The following is a 17,718-nucleotide window of genomic DNA, read 5'->3' as shown; positions in this document are numbered from 1 at the left end:
CTCGATCCGCTCCCACAGGCTGTCCCGCACGATCCACGGAGGCTGCTCGCCCTTCTTCACGGAAGATGATCAAAGCTGCCCGGCAGCCACCGTGGGACCAAAGTGATCATTTTGTTAGGACCTCTTAGGCAGGCCGCCAGCTGCAGGCACGGGCAGAGCCGGCCGCCCGCCGGCGGCCGGGCAGGCTGTCAGCCCCAGATCGCCGCCACGTCAGCGGCGATGACACGGCCCTGGCGGCGTCCGGCCTCCGCAGCGACCCGGGCGCGGTCGGGGTCGTAAGGGTTGGATCCGATCGCCTCGCGGCTAACCTCGTCGGGGACGGACAGGAAGGCGCGGGCGTTGTCGTTGAGGCGGGCTACGTCGTCCTGGGCGCTGGGGATGCCCGCGTACCCTCCATGCATCGGGGCGAAGACGATGATGCGGTCGTGCCCGGCCGCGAGCGTGGCGTTGGCAGCGGAGACCATGCCGGCGTCGATCCATTCGCGGCCGTCGAACCGGACGCTGGGCCAGATGCCGGGGACGGCGCCGCTGGCCGCGGTGGCGGCCTCGATGGAGATGCCCGCGTCCGGGCCGAGCAGCCGAAGGCGGCCGGTGTCGGCGTCGGTGACCGCGATGCGCAGGTTGGCAGGCCACTGCGAGGTGCGCAGTCGCGCCCGCACCACGCCGAGGCGGGTCTCGGCATCGACACCCGCACCGTACTTGCGGGCCACCCGGCCGAAGGCGGCGCCCACCGCTTCGGGATCGCCCGCACCGGAGCGGAACGCCTCGGCCCAGCCCTCGTAGACGCCAGGATCGGTGCGCATCACCGGCTCGTACTCCCCCGCGTGTGCCTGGTCGGCGAAGAGGGCTTCCCAGTCGGTGCCCGATGTGTAGTTCGCGCCGACGAAGGAGCCGGCGGAAGTTCCGATCACCGTGTCCGCACCGCGCAGATCGACGCCCTCGTCGAGCAGGCCGGCCAGTACGCCTACCTCCCAGCCGATGCCGGTGATGCCACCCCCGCCGAGGACGAGCGCGCGGGTCGTGCTCATGGAAGCTCCTTTCCGGTAATCGCCATTTTCGATAATGCACGTTACCGTAAAGACATGGAGACTGTGCACCGCGGCCGTCCCCGCCGCCCCGACATCGACTCTCTGGCCCGCGAACACGCCTTGGCCCTGCTGGCGGAGCGCGGCTACGACGGACTGCGGATGAAGGATGTCGCGGAGTCGGCGGGTATCGGACTCGGCGCCCTGTACCGGCGGTGGGCCGGTAAGAAGGACCTGGTCATGGCGGCCCTGCGGGCCGACGTGTCACGGCATGAGACGGAGGGGGTCGGCGACCCGCTGGCCGATCTGGTCTCCGCCCTGGAACGCATCGCCGAAGCCATGCCCCGCGGCCTGGGCCGGCTGGTCGCCGCCTGCTTGAGCGAGCCGGATTCGGAACTGGCGCAGGTGGCACGCGAGGCCAAGCTCACTCCCATGACCGACGCCCTGACCGCTCGGCTGGAAAAGGTGACCGGCCCCGCCCCGGACGTGCGGCTGCGTGCCGAAAGCGGCCTGGCTTACCTCCTCTGGAAGACCGCCACCGGAGAGCAGGCGACCGACGAACACACCCTGCGCAACCGGGTTCTCACGATCATGGGTGTTTCCCCGCAGACCAGCTACCACGCAGCGCAATCTGCCGGCACCTCTCGCCACGGGCGGCCGAGCTGATCGCACCGGCTGCCATCGGCTAATTGAGCAGCCTGGCGGTCAAGGAATTGAACGGTGATGGTGGAGACCGCCATCACGTTATTGAGCATGCTCACGACGTACGAGTCCGGAACGGCTCGTTCATCCTGAACGTTGCCAGGCGCGGACGGGTTGGTCAAAGGTATGCAGGCCCTTGGCCAGGATTGCTGGTTCCTGTGCGGGCAGCGCTCCATGATCGATGAGTAACTTGCCCGAACTCCAGGCTGAAGGCTCGCCGTCGATGTGGAAGTGTGATCGCGGTTGCCGCCTGCCTTCCGCCGTCTCGCGCGCTGGGCGCCGCGCTCCAGCTCATCGTGGAGTGCTGGGAACAGGATCGGTGTGCCCGTCGATCCGCTGCCCTACCGTTCGCCGTCGTCGGCGGGCCGTAGGGCCGCCCGTGCCCTGGCAGTGCGGGCGCACGCGAGGATCGGGTACGGCAGCAGCAGGAACGTGATCACGAAGGCGTTCAAGAACACGCGTCCGATGCTCTCCATCGGCTCGTCATTCATCAACTCGAGCAGGATCCACAGCGTGACCAACAGGACCGGCCATCCCAGATGCGCGAACGCGCGGGGGGATGGCAGCCGCAACAGCTTCGCCGCCTGAACGCCTGTGACCGCGGCCAGAGCGGGCGTCAGGAACGCGGCGAACACCATCCGCCCGAAGGAGCCCCGTACCGGCCCCTCAACAAACCCATATGGCTGTTCGAGGCCCACCACGATGACGGCCATCCCGACCGTTCCGGCGATCAGCAGCGCTACGACGCCCGTGAGAAGCCCGCGCGCCGACGCCAAGACCAATCCGGCTCCGAGCGACCGCATATTGTCCGGTTCGTCCCGCATGCTTAACCATGATGGTGCACGGCACCGGCGTTCCGCACACGAATGATCAAGGCCCTTCCAGGGCCGTTTCCGTGAACTCCCGGCCTTCGCCATCGGGCGCGAAGACGGCCTTGTCATCCACGTCATGCATACACAGCGGAATCGCGGGCCGGCCTGCGGGAATACCGCCCCAGCCGGCACCGAGATCTGCGGCCGTGGGCAGTGCACTCTCGGCAGTGGCGCGGTCGATCACCAACTGGTCCGTGCCGCCGCGGACGGACCAATCCGCTGCCGAGCCGCTCTTGGTAGCGGAGCCACAGCCGACCAGGCATGGCTGACAGGAATCCGGAATACCGGTTTCTTTCTGTCTTTCGACCGCCGACCACGGCGTCACGCACCATGCTTAGGCACTTCGTAGGCATGCGATCGGCACCCAATGCCGATCGCATGCCCACATCCTCTCGAAAACCGCCGGCTTCCCCGAATCATCGACAAGCCCGGGCATGCGTGACCTGGCAGTGCTCCCGCAATGCTCCCCATCCGTGCTCCCATGCTCCCTCCGGGAGCGGGGAGCACCGGGAGCACTCATGGTTGCTGAACCACGCCAAAGAATCTCATCGGCACCCACTGACCTGGCGTTTCTCAAGAAGTCACAGGTCAGCGATTGATCGGGACGACATTGACACGGTAGAGGTCACCGACCCCCGGCGGTCACCACGCAGCAACGCTATCTGACCGGCAGTCCTGTAATCGTGCGGCCGATGACGAGGCGCTGGATCTCCGACGTTCCCTCGAAGATCGTGAAGATCCTGCTGTGCACGGCAGTTTTCGCAGGTAGGGGCTGTGTGTGGGTGGGCTGGGTCAGCACGGGGTCAGCACGGGCCGGTCATCGGCCCGTTTGGCCATCACGGTAGGCGGCGTCGAGGACTTCTCGTGCGCGTTCCCATGATCCAGGCACCAGGTGACCGTAGATCCGGTAGGTCACCTCGATGCTCTTGTGCCCCAGCCAGCGGGAGACATCGGTGATGGGGATTCCTCGGGACAGGGCGAGCGAGGCGTAGTAATGACGCAGCGAGTGCGGCACGAACCCGTCCGGAAGACCTGCGTGCTTCACTGCGGCCGTGAAGTGCTCGCGATAGGTGTTGCGTGTCACCAGTTCCTTCTTGCGGCCGCGGAAGAGGTAGCCGTTCCGGCTGGTGCCGTGGTCGGCCAGGTGCTTGTCGATCGCGTCGGAGACATAGCGAGGGAGCGGGATGTCGCGGTACTCCCCCGCCTTGCGGAACTTCAACGGTCGTAGCTGGGCGGTGGGATTGACCTGCTCAGTGATTCGCAGGGTCTGACCCTCCCCCACACGGCACCGGATGTTGAGGGCGAGTACTTCACCAATGCGCAGGCCGCATCCCTGCATAATCCATACCGTGGCTTCCCAGTCGCCGGGAAGGCCGGCGGCCAGTGCCTCGAGTTGGGCATGTGTCGGTGCTATGAAGTCCTTCGCCGTGGTGACGTCCGGCAGTTCGATGTCGCTGCAAGGTGACTCGGCGAGTTTCTTGTCACGGACCGCTTCGTTGAAGATCGCGTTGATGACAAGGTGAGCGGTATGGACTCGGCTTGCACCGATCCCGTCTGAACGCATGGCGGTGACGAGGTTCTTGATGTCCTGCCGCCGCACCGTGTTGAGCTTCTTGCCGCCGAGGGCGGGATAGATGTGAGTCCGAAGCACCGAAGCGTAGGTGTCGCTGCTGCTGTCGGCGATGATTCGATGCCTGAGCCACTCCTGGGCATAGGTCTTGAAGAGGATTTCGCCTTCTTTTGGGTCGACGAACACGCGTGCGCGCTTGTCGTGCTCGACCTTGAGCGCAAAGTCCTCGGCTTCGCGTTTGTCCTGCCCGAACGATCGTTGGCGCTGTCGCCCTGACCGTCCTCCGGGAGTTCTGTATCGAACTATCCATGGGTGTTTGCAGGACCGCCATCGTGTCGGTGGGCAGGAGCACCGTTTCAGGACCGCGGCCACGCTGTGCTCCCGGACCGACTAGGGTGCGGAGTGCTTGGGGTTGCGGTCATGTTCCAGGCACCTCCTGCCGTTCAAGCCACGCTTCGATATCCCGTTCGCGGAACCTCAGATGGCGTCCCACCTTGTAGGCGGTGAGCCCCCATGGGCGCCAGCGTTGATAGACGGTCTTTTCAGGTATCCCGAGGTACTCAGCGACCTGGGCCACCGTGAGGAGCCGGTTAGACCCTCCAAGCGCTCCGCGTCGAGCACCGCTCGTTCGGCACGAAGAATCGCGTTCCGGCGTGCGGCCGTTGGGCCTAGCCGATCGACGCTCCACTTGGCCGCTGTCGTCAAGTTCGTGGAATCGGGCATCGCCCTTGCTCATACGACCGCCTCCTGGGGCAGCCGTGCGCAGGCCGCCTCTGGTAGCGCTGGCCTGTAGAAGGCAACGTTCAACGCACGATTTTGGGAGCGCTCGGCCTGGCTCTTCTCATCCGATCGCCTTGTGAGAGCGAGAGTGAATGACATGGCGGGTGCTTCTGCACGTCCACGTCTCGAACGGCACGCCACGAGAGAACCCGATGGCGTGGGCATTTCTTAGGCGCGCTCATAGGCACACCATCAGCCGGCCGTCGGCACGGCCTTAGACACGCCCGTCGACACGTGACGGCAGGTCCCACGCACGTCCACGGCCAACCTGGGCACACCGTAGGCACGCGGCCCGGCATCTAGGCACGCTCTTAGGCACGTCACCTCGCACGTCGGCACGCCCTTCGGCGAGGTAACAACGGGTAGGCAGGCACACTCGCGCCTCAAGCAGTCACGCCGGGCCAGCGGACTCTTAATCCGCGGGTTCGGGGTTCAAGTCCCTGGCGGCGCACCCGTCCTGACCTGGGCGTTCTCGGTTCCGACCGAGAGCGCCCAGCGTCCGTTTTGCCTGGTTTAGCGACCATGGTTGCTCCATGGTTGCTCGCATGCCGGATCATGACACATCCGCCCCCGCGCACCGCCTGGACGATGCACGCCACCACGGCCGGCGGCCCCACTCGGCGGTCCGGCAGCGGATACCGGTACGCCGTCTGTGGCGGCAAGCGATCAACTGGCGTGTCATCGCCCCGGGGCGTGGCCGGACATCCCCCTGCCAAGCCGCTCCCCGCAGCGCACGCCTGGAAGGCTCTCCAGCCGGGACAGACAGTCGCTCCAACGGCAACCGAAGACTTCGATGGCCACAGCATCAGCCCGACCGCCGCCACCACCATCTGACAGAGCTTCAGCACCGCTCACCGAGCCAAGATCCCCAAGTGCGGCTGGAGTATCAAGCACGAAACGTGCTCTGTGGTGTCAGTGGGGGCTGTCATGCTGGCCGGGTGGTCGCTGTGGATTATCTAGGCCAGGAAACCGTACGCGCCGCCGTGCTCCCGGCACGCGCTGTCTATTTGATCAGCGAGGGCAGCGCTGCCGGGTTTCGACGCGCGATCCAGGAAGCCTGCACCCGGTGGGGCGGGATGACCGAACCGATCGTGCCGGTACCAGCTGGAGGGAAGGTCGCTGACTGGTGGCTGGAGGTAGCGGCGCTGACGGGTGCGGATGGCGCTGTTAACGTGGATGTGGTCGATGAGGACGCTGCCACTGCAGCTTCTCAATTGGATCTTGATGTCGTCCCCTTGGCACAGATCGATGCGATGGGAACCGCAAGTTTCTCCACCCACCCAGGCCACGTCGGAATACCGGCACCGGACACACGGACCGACTGGATGGCGTGCGATAACGGTTCCCTTTGGGAGGCGGTCGCGGCAGGTGACCTTACCGACGAACACCTCTCCGACCTGAGGTCGGTTCCCGAACTCACGCAGCCGATCAGGCCGCGAACTGACGACCAGGTCGCACGCGCCCAGCTACGCGGGGACACTTTGCTGGACCGCACGGTCGTGGAGTTCGCAGAGGACACTGCTCGTGGAGGGCCGTGGCCCTGCCCCGCAATCGTGTGGGTCACCGAGCCCGACGATCTCGAGGACTGCTTGTTCTTTTGGAATCTCCGGGCACTGCGGTCACTGCGTTTCAACCCGGTTCCTATGGTGTTGCTGCCAGCCAGACAGGTGCAGCACTGGCTGAACTTCCCCGACCAACTCGCACACGTACTCCGGCGACCGGACGAATTCGCGCCCGACGTCACGGTGTGCAGCCTGCATGTGGACGAGTCGGTTCTCCGTGACACGGCCGACCTGCTTGGTCTGCGCCTCAGCGAGGAGGAGCCGCGGTCAGCCAACCAGTCTCCTCCGCCTCCGCTACGGCAGCCTCCATTCACCTACCGCACGGGCCTCGATGTCCGGCGCTTGATGGTCTTCGAACGCTCATACGGCCAGGCCACCGATCTCGACGTCCATCTGTTCGAGGACACCACGACCGTGCGTTTCGCTTCACCGGTGCCGTTTCGCGGGCCGGGTCGGGTCCTCGTACGGCTGTCCGGTGCGCCCTTCGATGCGCTGCCCGAACGAACGTCGGTCGCGAGCCTGGTTACGACCGGTGCTGTCTGGCACCGCGGCAGCATCCAGCTGCACACCATGGCGCAACATGAATACCGCTTCGAGCTTCACCTACCGGGTCTACCCGAAGCGGTTAACAGCGTCCTGGCCGAGGTGAGCAGCGGGCATGTCCTGTCCGACAAGGGACAGCTCGGCGCGGCGCTTCAGAGCAGCAGTGACACTGCGGCACTGCTCGGACGAGGGATATACGAGGCCATCGCCAAACTCAGGACGCCTCGAACCAAGGAACTGCACCGCGAATTGGAGCGACTTCGAGCCGCCGGCGCGGTGCACGAGGACCTCGTCGACCTGGCCGAGCAGTGGGGCGGCCGCCGGGAACGCCGATACCTCAGCGCCGACAAGCTCAACTGGACGGGCCAGGCGAACGCGCCTCAGGTCCTAGAGCGCCTGTGCGAACTCGGTTGGGCCGAGCGCGGCTTGGAGCTGTATTGCCCCGCCTGCGGCATCCGCAGCTTCGTACCGTTCACCGCCACAGCCGGACAGGGCCGGTGCAGCGGATGCGGAACGTCGGCTCCGTACAGCACCGGCGCCACGCTAACGGTGTACTACCGGCTGAACAGCATCATCGACCGAGCGGCCGACCAGGGCGTGTTGCCCCACCTGCTGGCCATAGCCCACCTCAAGCGCCAGCACGAGCACTCCTGGTTTCTCCCCGGCATCAACGTCGACCTCAGCGACGCCGACCGGCCAGCCGAGGTCGATATCTTCGGGATCCACCAGCGACGGATAATCTCCGGCGAAGTCAAGGCACAAGCCGCCGAGTTCAACCACGACCAGATCGACCGTGACGTCGAACTGAGCAAACGCCTGGGCGCTGATGTCCACCTGCTGGCAGCGGTCGACGAGGTTCCCGAAGAGACCAAGGCGTACGCCCAGAGCCGCTGTGATTCCAACGGGCTATCGTTGATCGTCCTGGGGTATGCCGAACTCCGCCCTTTCGCCCTCTAGGCTTGCCTCCCATTCGCCGTCCACCACCATGCACAGACGCCACTTTTATATGACTTCTCGGTAGGCCGGGGATGTAAGACACGTGGACAGACCCGATAACATCGGCTTATGACTAGACGCTGACCGATAAGGAGAGTTCGTGCCAAGAGCAGGCCGTTCGCTAGAGCTACTCGTGAAGGCGCTTGAGCAGTTGCTAGCAGGTGCGCCGGTCGAGATTCGGTCACCCGACTATATTAAGGGCCGACATTCAGGAACTGCGCGTGAAGTCGACGTATCCTTGCGATCCCGAGTCGGCTCGATCAGTGTCCTTGTCATCATTGAATGCCGGGACCGTACGAAACCCCAGGACGTCACTTGGATCGAACAACTCGCTTCCAAGCGGGAAGACGTGGGCGCAGACAAGGCCGTAGCGGTGTCAGCCAGCGGCTTTTCAGCTAGTGCGCGGAACCTCGCCAAGTCGAAGCAAATCGACCTCCGGTCGCTCGAAGAGCTTGAGCCGCACGTCGTCTTCGACTGGCTTACCGACCAGACCATCGACCACAGGACGCGTTATATCAACGCCGTTAGAATATCCGTTCACCTAGGCGAGCCAACGACAAAGATCGACCCGACGACCCTCACTTCAATCCTGGAGAAAATCAGTGCACTGCGAATATCCGACGAAGGCATTAATCAAGACAGTAAGATATTCGCGCATAAGACGAGCTTCACGCTGGTATCGGTAGACGATATCTTGGACCTGATGCCGCACTTCGGCGCCCGGTTCGACACCATGCTCTCCGACGTACCCCCTGGCGAAGAGAAGCGCATCCTTTTGACCATCGACTTTGAGGGTGACGCCAGGTTCGCACTCCCGGTCGACACCGGCTTGGTCGATGTAGATTCGATACAACTCGACGCTCTTTTTTCTTACGATGAGAACCAAGTCCCGATCCGCCGTTACCTATACCAGGCCGACTCAGGCACGATGATGGAGAATGCAGAGGCCACGATTACGTCGAATGAATGCCGGGTTACGGTCGGGTTCCACATGACTCCCGATGGGTCCACACTCGGCGTCACAGTCGACTCTGCCGGCAAGACCCTGCCGCGCGGAATGGACCTCACATTCGATTTGCCTTCGCCATCCTGAGGCCTCGGCGGCAAACTCACCGCCCTGACATCTAGCGGCCTGGGCAGAGCCTCTGAATGACGCTTGCGTTCGACCGACTGAAGGATCAAACGCCCACACCTCAGTGGCCGAACCGGTGGTACGGCAGCGTCTCTTTTATCGGTCGGCTGCGCTCGACCTGACCGGCATGGAAGCGTTACAGCAGGCCGGGCTGGTCGGGCTCCTCGGGTGCCGGTGGTTTCCGGACCGCGGCCGATACAGGCAACACTCGGGCGGCTTCAAGGTCGGCGACCGTGACGAGCGGTCCTGCGGTCACCCGCGCGAGGAGCTGCCCTTGGTCAGGCTCGAGTTCGACGCAGAGGGTGAGCACGTTCAGCAGCTGCAGCAGGTCGGTGGTGTAGTCGGCTGGCCAGGTGTCGAGATGAATGTCGTCGAGCGGGGAGGAGCGGCGGCCAGCCGGGTTCTTCTTGCGGTAGCCGAACCACTTCTTGATGACCCGCATCCCGGACACCTCGTAGTCCCAGACCTCCGGGCGTACGGGGGCGATCTGCCCGGCACCGACGTGCAAGGTGGCGGTGTCGGGGTCGTAGGAGATGTCGTCCGGCATGTCCTCGGCGGTGCCGGGGATCGCAACCTGCACCTTGGGCCGGTCGGCGGAAGCAGCGCGGGGCGGGCCCGGTGGGCGGCCGTCGGCGGGGTCGGTGAAGCGTTCGCCGTAGGTGTGCAGCCACAGCACCCGTCGGCCGAGCCGCACCGACTCCTCCCACAGCTCGGCGTCGGCGGTCAATGGTACGCGTACGCCAGGCGTGCGCAACTCCTCGCGGAAGGCCGCGGTGTAGTCGGAGTGGGCGGTCACTGCGGCAATGTAGGCGAGCAGGTCAGCAGCGGTGACCGTACGGTCGAGCCGCTCGGCCAGTAGACGGGTCAGCCGAGGGGCGAGGTTCGCGGCCAGCCCTACCCGGTCCCGGTACAGGGGCAGCACCCGCCCGCCTGCGCTTCCCTTGAAGTGGTCAACGTTAGGTACGAGCGCGGTGAAGACCAGGCCGGGACCGCGTGTTATGGGATGGGCGTGCTGTTCATTGACATAGACCTGCGAGCCTCCAGATACCTGCCAGAGCACCGGGCGGGCATAGTCGAGGACACGGGAGTCGTAGATCAAGGGCTGGCGGTCAAAGCTGCGGTAGGCGGTCCGAACCAAGTTCGGTGTACGCGCAGTCTCCTCGTTCAGCGATCGGGAGGGCCGAGACTCCTCTGGGAGGGCGCGAGGGTTGGAACTGATGGTACGGTCACGGGTTTCTTTCAATAGCGCCGACCTGGCATCGGCCGGGGCATCGATGAGCCGGGCCCAGCGCCGTTTCAGCACATCGGTGTGAGGTGCATATACCCACGTCCGGTTAGGGTTCACGCCGGTAACCGCCCAGGGCATCAGGTCGCCGAGCAGCGGATAGCTGAGCCACTCGGCGTCGCCCGCCGGTTGGAGGCGGTCTTGCCAGCCGGTTGCGCAGTCGGTCCACGCTGTCGGGTCCTCGAGGGCGAGCGCGCCGAGCCGGGCGAACTTGGCGGTGCGATGGCCAGCGATGCTCAGATGGTGGATCCGGGCTGGGGTGTCAGGGCTGCCGTCGCCGTAGCGAGCGAAGATACCGATACACAAAGGGTGTTGCACGCCGGGGAAGACGCGGGTGTTGACCTCGGGCTGGTGGCCTTCGGGTGACAGGTCGATGATCCAGCCTTCGTCGGCGGTGCGGCGCAGGTATTCGCGCATGCCGGCGAAGCCGGGGCCGGTGGTGTAGCCGGAGGTGGTGATGAATGCGACGATGCCGCTGGGCTGATCTGGGTGGGCGTCGAAGACTTTCCAGGTCGCCCACCGCCAGAAGTAGACGTACAGATTGGCGAGGTTGAACTCGTACCTGCCCCTCCCCAGGGCCTTGAAGTCGCGTAGGGGGATGCCGTGCCCGGAGTTCTGTGCGCCGTTTTCGATCCAGCCGCCGAGCCCCTTGGCGCGTTCGCGGTAGGGCGGGTTGCCGATGACGACCTGGACGCGGGTCTCGCGCTTGACGCGGTTGGCCTCCCGGCGGGCGCGCACGATCGGCTCGTACATCGACCCCAGGTCAAGATGGGTGTCCTCGAACGGACTATCCAGGGTGTCGGTGACGAAGAGCTTCTGGTCCTGGTCGGCGATCTCGGCCTTGTGCTCGGTCTTCAGCGCCTGGTTCAGGCGTAGCTCGGCGACGGCGAACGGTCCGGTCTGCCGCTCCAGCCCGATCAGCCGGCCGAACAGCTTCTTCAGCTGCCCGGGGACGGCACCGGGGCCTTCCTCGTCTTCGACGGTGTGGGCGACGCGGTCGATGATGTTGAGCAGGTAGGTGCCGGTGCCCATCGCCGGGTCGACCACCACGACGTCGTCGGCGGAGTATCCACCGGCGCGGCCGAACCGGGACCGCAGGATGTCCTCGGTGAAGCGCACCATGAACGACACGACCTCGTTCGGGGTGTAGTACGAGCCGCTTTGGCGGCGTAGGTCGGCGTCGTAGACCTCGAGGAACTGCTCGTACAGGTGCAGGTAGGAGTCGGCGGATCCGTCGCTGATCTCGTTCCAGTCGACGACGCCGATGATGCGTTTGAGGGTCTCGACGACGATACTGCGGCCCTCGACGGTCTCGTGGGTGAGGACGTCCAACGCCTTGCCCATGAGCGAGTGGGACTTGCCAAGCTGGGCGGCGATCTGCCCGAGGCTACGGCCTTCGAACGCGATTCCGTCCACGCGGGCCAGCAGCAGGCCGAAGGTGACGGTCTGGGCGTAGGCGTCGGCAAACTCTTCGTGCGTCAGGCCAGGGAACAGCAGCCGCCGCCAGTCGATGGTCAACTCGGTGAAGACCTTCGTGGCCTCCTCGCCGCGCTGTTCGCGGGCGATGGTCTCGGCCACCTCGGTGCGCAGCAGCTTACACAGCCCGGCGACCGCCCGCACCAGCTGCCGGACGCTCCGCGGCGGCTCGGGATTCCACAACAAGAAGTCGGCCAGTACCCGGGCGAACTCCCCGCCGGCGGGCTTGAGCTTGGCCCCGGCCTTGCGGATGTCGCCCTCCAGCCGGGCGACCTGACCGAACAGCTCACCGTCGCGGTACAGCGCCCACTGCACGCCGTCGCTGTAGAGCACGTTCGGCAGCAGCCGCAGCTTCTCCCACTGGGCCTTGTCGTGCCGGCTCGGCGTCCAGGTACTCGGCACCCCCCGGCCGGGCGCCTTCAGCTCGATGTAGCCCACCCGCGCGCCGGCCACATCCACCGCGTAGTCCGGACGCACTCCCAGCGTGGCCAGCGACATCTCCCCGACCATCGTGACCGACACCCCGAGTGCCCCGGCGACCTCCTCGAACAATCGTTCCAAGGGGGCGCGCAGCTGATCCTCCGGGCTGCCGCCACCTCGCAGTTTCGCGGCTGCGGCCGCGCCGAAACGGGAGACGGCCTGCTCGACCAGGGACAACAACGGCGCGGGGGGAAACGTCGCAGGCATACAGCCCAATCAAGATGAGGGGATACGGGCGATCTGTCAACTAAAACATCTACTGGTCAACTCGGAGCGTTCCACCTCCGCGTGCGGAACTTTGTCAAAGTTAAGGGATTCTTCGGCAACGTGCCGTCTCGACCCGACAGCGAGTTAGTTGCGGCCTGATTGAGGTGTCCGCGTCACCACATCGAATCAGCGTGATGGAACGCCAGAACCGCCGATCCGATTACTCAGTAGCGGCGCCGAGAGATACATCGGAACCAACGCGCGTTAGGGAACGGAGCGCGGTCCCGGAACGACTGGGCGACCGGGGCTCTCCGTCGACCGGAGGTCCCGACGGCACCCATACCAGCGCCATCATCAGCGGGTGGGCCCATAGTGGACACCTCCTTCGTCGTCGGTAACGATCTCGGCGACCTCTCCGCTGGTCTGGTTCACCTCCACACCTTGGCCGCTCCGATGACGGCGCCGCGGTTGGCCAGAATGAAACCACCACTGCGGCAACTAGCAGGGCAGCACCGACCGCAGGCGGCCTGGTTGCTTACGCGTAGGCGACCAGGCCGCATGCGGTCCGCCGAACCTATACAGCCCTTCTGCCCGCAGATCGTCAGTGATAGGCGGCGACGGCGCCGAAGTAGAGGCCGAGGGCTGTCGCTGCAGCCCCCGCGCCGGTCAGGACCGCGCTCGCGGTACCGACGCGGGTAGCGCGGGCGACCAGCCCCGCGCTGATACCGATGTTGAGGGCGCTAGACACGGCGAGCATCAAGGACAAGATTTCGGCCAAACTCATGGAACCTCCCAGCTACGCAGAGGGGTTAAGACCCTCCTCAGGGCCGTGGACGAGTCGACGATCTCCGTCCACCTGACCGTCCAGCAGGAGTCGCGTCGCAGATTGGACACATCCGATGCGGACCGGCTGATGGCCGGCCTAAGGTCCGAGGCATACCAGTCGGCGGAGGCAAGGGTGTCTAGTGGCGGACTGGACGCCCGGCGCTAGCGAGTGGTGGATACCGCAATAGAACTCTCCGGAAGGGCAGGACTTCGCGGACCTGATCATCCAGCTGGCGGCGTCCGCTGTGATCGGCTGGGGAGACAGTCTTCGGCCCGGGCGCTGGCCAGTACTGCTGAGGTGAGCTCGCCGCCGGTCGGGACTGATCGCGCGGAGCGCTGGGCGCGGAATGGCCCTGTGATACCCGATCGCCCTACCTTGATCGGATGCCGGGTTGACCGACCTGGGAGCGAATCGGCTCGTACACGGAGTGTGGCTGAACGAGGCCCTAATCTGCCTCGCCGATCCGGCGCGCGGGGAATGCGTCGCCGCGGGCCAGGGGAGCTTCTGCGTGTCCCGGGCCAAGCCTTAGTGCTGGTGTTGGCCACCTTACGGCCGGTCCGCTGGAGCGCTCTGGGGACTCGAACCGACCCGGGCCCGCGCGCCCACGCCCGCGAACTACTGGATGGCCACAGACTCAAGGTGGCGGAAGCTTGCCCGCGCATCATCGATGATGGGCTGGGCTTCGGCGTAGGGTTCCGGACGGATGGTCCGGATGACCATAAGGCAGGTCAGGTGATCATGAACCGTTTCCGGGATCAGGCGGAACGGTCGGGAGAGTGCGTGATACAAGATCGTAAGGTTGGGGCGGGGACGGACTTCGGCGCGCTGTTGCGCGGCCTGGCCGCGTTCCGTGACATTCAGCTGCGAGGGATGCCATCGAATCGGGCGTTAGCGTCCAGGGCGACGGTCAGCCCGACCACTGTCGGCGCTTGGCTTTCCGGGCGCACTTTCCCTCAGCAGCCCGATGGGGTGTTGCGCATTGTGCGGGCCGTGCGGGCCGAGGCTGAGCGGGCCGGGACGGTGCGCGTCGGCGTAGCAGCCGGGCTGTGGGATGAGGAAGTTTGGCGCCGCGCCTACCTGGCCGAGGCTCACCGCCGGGCGGACACCACCAGCGCTGGGGTGCAGGCCGAGCAGAGCCGAGCGGTGCTGGAGCGGATTCAACCGGGCCAGCCCCTGAACGAGGTGACCGACCCGTTCTACCTGGAGGTGCATCATGCCATCGCCGCGCCGGTGGCGGGTCTGCCACAGCTGCCTCCGTACGTGTGGCGTGAGCACGATCGTGAGCTGGGTGAGGTGGTGGCGCAGGCCGCCGCCGGAACGAGCAGCCTCGCTGTCTTGGTGGGTGGGTCTTCGACCGGTAAGACCCGTGCCTGCTGGGAGGCATTGGTTCCCTTGCGGAAGGCGGGTGGATGGCGGGTATGGCATCCGATCGACCCGACCCGGGCCGAGGCCGCACTCGCCGGCCTGCCGCAGATCGGGCCGCGCACGGTGGTGTGGCTGAATGAGGCCCAGTTTTATCTGGCGGACCCGGTTCTGGGTGAGCGTGTGGCCGCAGGGCTGCGGGAACTGCTCCGCCGCCGTGACCTCGGCCCGGTGCTGGTCCTGGCTACGCTGTGGCCGCAGCACTGGAACGCTCTCACCGCCCCCATCAAACCGGACCTGCACCCCCACGCTCGGGAACTGCTTACCGCCCGGCGCATCACCGTCCCGGACGTGTTCACCGGGCCCGACCTGGACGCGCTAAGGATCCAGTCCTTGAAGGATCCGCGGCTGGACGAAGCAGCCGACCGGGCCTCCGCCGGCCAGGTCGCCCAATACCTGGCCGGAGTACCGGTCCTACTCGACCGATATGAGACCGCACCTTCGGCAACCAAAGCATTGATCCACGCCGCGATGGACGCCCGCCGCCTCGGCTGCGGACCGCGCATTCCCTTGGCGCTGCTGGCGGGCGCCGCGCCTGGCTATCTCACTGAAGATCACTGGGATCAAACTCCCGGCGACTGGCTGGGGCTCGCGCTGGACTACGTGACCACACCGTGCAACGGCATCTCCGGGATCATGACTGCGGCCAAGACTGGAACTCCCCGTAACCAGCGCCCCAGCCGGACGGTCGCCAACCGCCCCACGACAGGTATAGGGGTCGAACCGGTGTACCGGTTGGCCGACTACCTCGACCAGCATGGCCGCCGCCATCGCGGCGATGAGATCCCCCCAGTCGACTTTTGGACCACGGCCGCGCGGAACGTCACCCACTTTGCCCCCGAAGACCTGACAGCCCTGGGTGAGGCAGCCTGGAAGCGGGGTCTATACCGCGACGCCGCCCAACTGTACAAAGACGCCGCCGCCTACGGCGACGCCAAGGCCGCTCTCCTCTTGGTCCAGCACGTGTCTACCCGGGACCGCTTTGATCGCGGCCCAGCCGATTGGGCCGTCGCCCATGTGCCTATCGACAAGTCGGCTACCGTCGCCCTGCTGCTCGGCGAGCTACAAAAGAGATGGGCCTACGACCAGGTTGCCAAGCTGTTGGCCCGTGATCCCGCCGCCCACGCCCCTCTCGACAACCCATATGGGGTAGCCAAACTGTTGGCCGAGTTGCGGTTGGCTTCGGCCCAGAAGCAGATCGCCGTGCTGCTGGCACGTGCCCCCGCCACCTACGCCCCGCTGGACCGCCCGTACGCCTTGGCGGAACTGCTGCCTAGCCTCTGGTCGGTTGGGGCCAAAGAGCAGGCGACCACGCTTGCCAAGCGAAGCGCCGCCTTTGCACCGGTTGATGATCAGCGCGCCGTGGTCTCTCTGCTCCGCGCGCTCTGGGAGGAGGGGGCGGAAGACGAGGCATTCATGCTGGCCGCTCGCGTCATCTCCCACCTCCCTCTCGAGGATCCTGGCGCCGTGACCGAAGTGCTGGAAGCGCTGCGGGAGATCGGCGCGGAAGATCAACTCGCCGTGCTGCTGGCACGTAACCCCGCCACCCACGCTGCCCTCGACTACCCGTCCGCGGTGGCTTCGCTGCTACGCGCGCTACGGGAGGTGGGAGCAGAGGATGCGGCGTTCATACTGGCCAAGCGTGCCGCCGCCGGTATGGTCGTCGACGACCCAATCGAGACGGTGGGCGAACTGCTGACCGAATTGCACGAACTCGGCGCGAAGGATGAGGTTGCTCTGCTCGCCGGACGCGCGGCGACAGAAATCCCGCTTGAGTGCACATGGGTTGTGGCGGAATTTGTATGGGTGCTGTCGATCATCAGCGCGCAGGATCAACTCGCCGTGCTGCTGGCACGTAATCCCGCCGCCCATGTACTCCTTGAAAACACACACGATGTCGCGGATCTCCTGCGCAGGTTCCAGGAGATCGGCACGGATGATCAGCTCGCCGTGCTGCTGGCCCGTAACCCCGCCGCCCACACTCCCCTCAACTACCCATACTCCGTCGCCGAACTGCTGAAAGCGCTGTGGAAGGTCGGAGCGGAGGATCAGGTCGCTCCTCTGGCCGCATACATCGCCTCCAACGCCCCCTGCGACGGATCCGCGGACCACGTGCTGCACGCCCTGCGGGAGGTCGGGCAGGATAAGCAAGCCGCGGTGTTCGGCGAGCGGGCTGCAGCATGCACACCGCTAGACAACATTTGGATCGCCCTATTCCTGGAAGCTCTAGACCAAGCTCAGAGCGATGTAGTCATCGAACGCCTTCCTGCCGCCGGCAGCTTTGACGAGTTCTGCGAACTCGTTGATCACCCGGAACGGTTCCGGTTTGGGCGGGAACCCGACGGGAGCCCCGCAGCACCCTGGGCGTGGGACGACTTGGATTAACAGCCAGATCCCGGCCCGGCCAACGGCGAAGGCAGCACTAAACCCTATGGCGCCGACGTCGGGGATCTGAGACAAACTCTGTCCGGAGGCTCGGCGCCACCGGGCCGTGCCGTCTCACGTGCACTACAAGCCCGGTCCGGCGGCGACTCGGCACCTGAGTCACGCCTCGGGCGTGGGGTGACCTCGATGTGGGAGTCATGGTGGTGACCGCGCTGCTGTGGGCGCACGCACACGGCTAAGCCGACAACCGAATAGGCGCTGCACGTTTACGCAGTCGGCGTGGGGGATGAATCGCACAGTTAGGCGAAGCGACCGTACGACGCCATCGGCCAAGATACCTATGGCCGACTCATTCCGGCTTGGGGTAGATCAAACGATCCATGTGCCGGGAGCGGCGCTAGACCGTCCGATGACCAGACGCAAACGCGGAGTATGAGCCGCCGAGCATGCGGCTT

Annotated in this window: 11 protein-coding genes and 1 tRNA gene; 5 read left to right on the top strand and 7 right to left on the bottom strand. The window is 65.6% G+C overall.

What is annotated here, in order from left to right; translation table 11 throughout:
* Positions 1-188 precede the first annotated feature (188 nt).
* Positions 189-1,028 (bottom strand): patatin-like phospholipase family protein, encoded by an 840-nt coding sequence (locus NE234_RS41325; protein ID WP_252786621.1) that lies wholly within the window; start codon positions 1,026-1,028, stop codon positions 189-191.
* A gap of 54 nt (positions 1,029-1,082) precedes the next feature.
* Here NE234_RS41325 and NE234_RS41320 point away from each other — a divergent pair, with 54 nt between their 5' ends.
* Complete coding sequence (locus NE234_RS41320; protein WP_252786620.1) at positions 1,083-1,691, top strand: TetR/AcrR family transcriptional regulator; 609 nt, start codon at positions 1,083-1,085, stop codon at positions 1,689-1,691.
* Positions 1,692-2,068: 377 nt separating this feature from the next.
* Here NE234_RS41320 and NE234_RS41315 read toward each other — a convergent pair whose 3' ends face one another.
* The 4 genes from NE234_RS41315 to NE234_RS41295 all read right to left on the bottom strand — a co-directional run bounded on the left by NE234_RS41315 (position 2,069) and on the right by NE234_RS41295 (position 4,905).
* Positions 2,069-2,551 carry a hypothetical protein gene (locus tag NE234_RS41315; protein WP_252786619.1) on the bottom strand — a complete coding sequence of 161 codons (483 nt, stop codon included), beginning with the start codon at positions 2,549-2,551 and terminating at the stop codon, positions 2,069-2,071.
* A 46-nt stretch (positions 2,552-2,597) separates the two neighbouring features.
* Positions 2,598-2,924 carry a hypothetical protein gene (locus NE234_RS41310; protein WP_252786618.1) on the bottom strand — a complete coding sequence of 109 codons (327 nt, stop codon included), beginning with the start codon at positions 2,922-2,924 and terminating at the stop codon, positions 2,598-2,600.
* A 492-nt stretch (positions 2,925-3,416) separates the two neighbouring features.
* A complete protein-coding gene (locus NE234_RS41300) occupies positions 3,417-4,355 on the bottom strand; it encodes a tyrosine-type recombinase/integrase (protein ID WP_252786617.1) in 939 nt (312 codons plus the stop codon).
* A gap of 232 nt (positions 4,356-4,587) precedes the next feature.
* Positions 4,588-4,905 carry a helix-turn-helix domain-containing protein gene (locus NE234_RS41295; RefSeq protein WP_252786616.1) on the bottom strand — a complete coding sequence of 106 codons (318 nt, stop codon included), beginning with the start codon at positions 4,903-4,905 and terminating at the stop codon, positions 4,588-4,590.
* A 422-nt stretch (positions 4,906-5,327) separates the two neighbouring features.
* On the opposite strand from NE234_RS41295, the gene NE234_RS41290 reads away from it, so the two are divergent.
* The 3 genes from NE234_RS41290 (at position 5,328) to NE234_RS41280 (ending at position 9,143) form a co-directional block, all read left to right on the top strand.
* A tRNA-Lys gene (locus tag NE234_RS41290) sits at positions 5,328-5,400 on the top strand.
* Positions 5,401-5,887: 487 nt separating this feature from the next.
* Complete coding sequence (locus NE234_RS41285; protein ID WP_252786615.1) at positions 5,888-8,011, top strand: hypothetical protein; 2,124 nt, start codon at positions 5,888-5,890, stop codon at positions 8,009-8,011.
* Positions 8,012-8,150: 139 nt separating this feature from the next.
* On the top strand, positions 8,151-9,143 hold the full coding sequence (locus NE234_RS41280) for a restriction endonuclease (protein WP_252786614.1): 993 nt from the start codon (positions 8,151-8,153) through the stop codon (positions 9,141-9,143).
* 175 nt (positions 9,144-9,318) lie between these two features.
* Here the strand turns inward: NE234_RS41280 and NE234_RS41275 are convergent, their stop codons facing one another.
* Positions 9,319-12,630, bottom strand: a complete 3,312-nt coding sequence (locus NE234_RS41275; RefSeq protein ID WP_252786613.1) for a type ISP restriction/modification enzyme — start codon at positions 12,628-12,630, stop codon at positions 9,319-9,321.
* Between the two features lie 601 nt (positions 12,631-13,231).
* Positions 13,232-13,387 (bottom strand): hypothetical protein, encoded by a 156-nt coding sequence (locus tag NE234_RS41270; RefSeq protein WP_252786612.1) that lies wholly within the window; start codon positions 13,385-13,387, stop codon positions 13,232-13,234.
* A gap of 708 nt (positions 13,388-14,095) precedes the next feature.
* Between NE234_RS41270 and NE234_RS41265 the strand changes: the two genes are divergently transcribed.
* On the top strand, positions 14,096-17,263 hold the full coding sequence (locus tag NE234_RS41265) for a hypothetical protein (RefSeq protein ID WP_252786611.1): 3,168 nt from the start codon (positions 14,096-14,098) through the stop codon (positions 17,261-17,263).
* Positions 17,264-17,718 lie beyond the last annotated feature (455 nt).

Source organism: Actinoallomurus rhizosphaericola (assembly GCF_024055675.1).
In the GTDB taxonomy this organism is placed as follows: domain Bacteria; phylum Actinomycetota; class Actinomycetes; order Streptosporangiales; family Streptosporangiaceae; genus Actinoallomurus; species Actinoallomurus soli.
The sequence above is the reverse complement of the archived record's forward strand: the minus strand, read 5'-3'. Positions and strand labels throughout refer to the sequence as shown.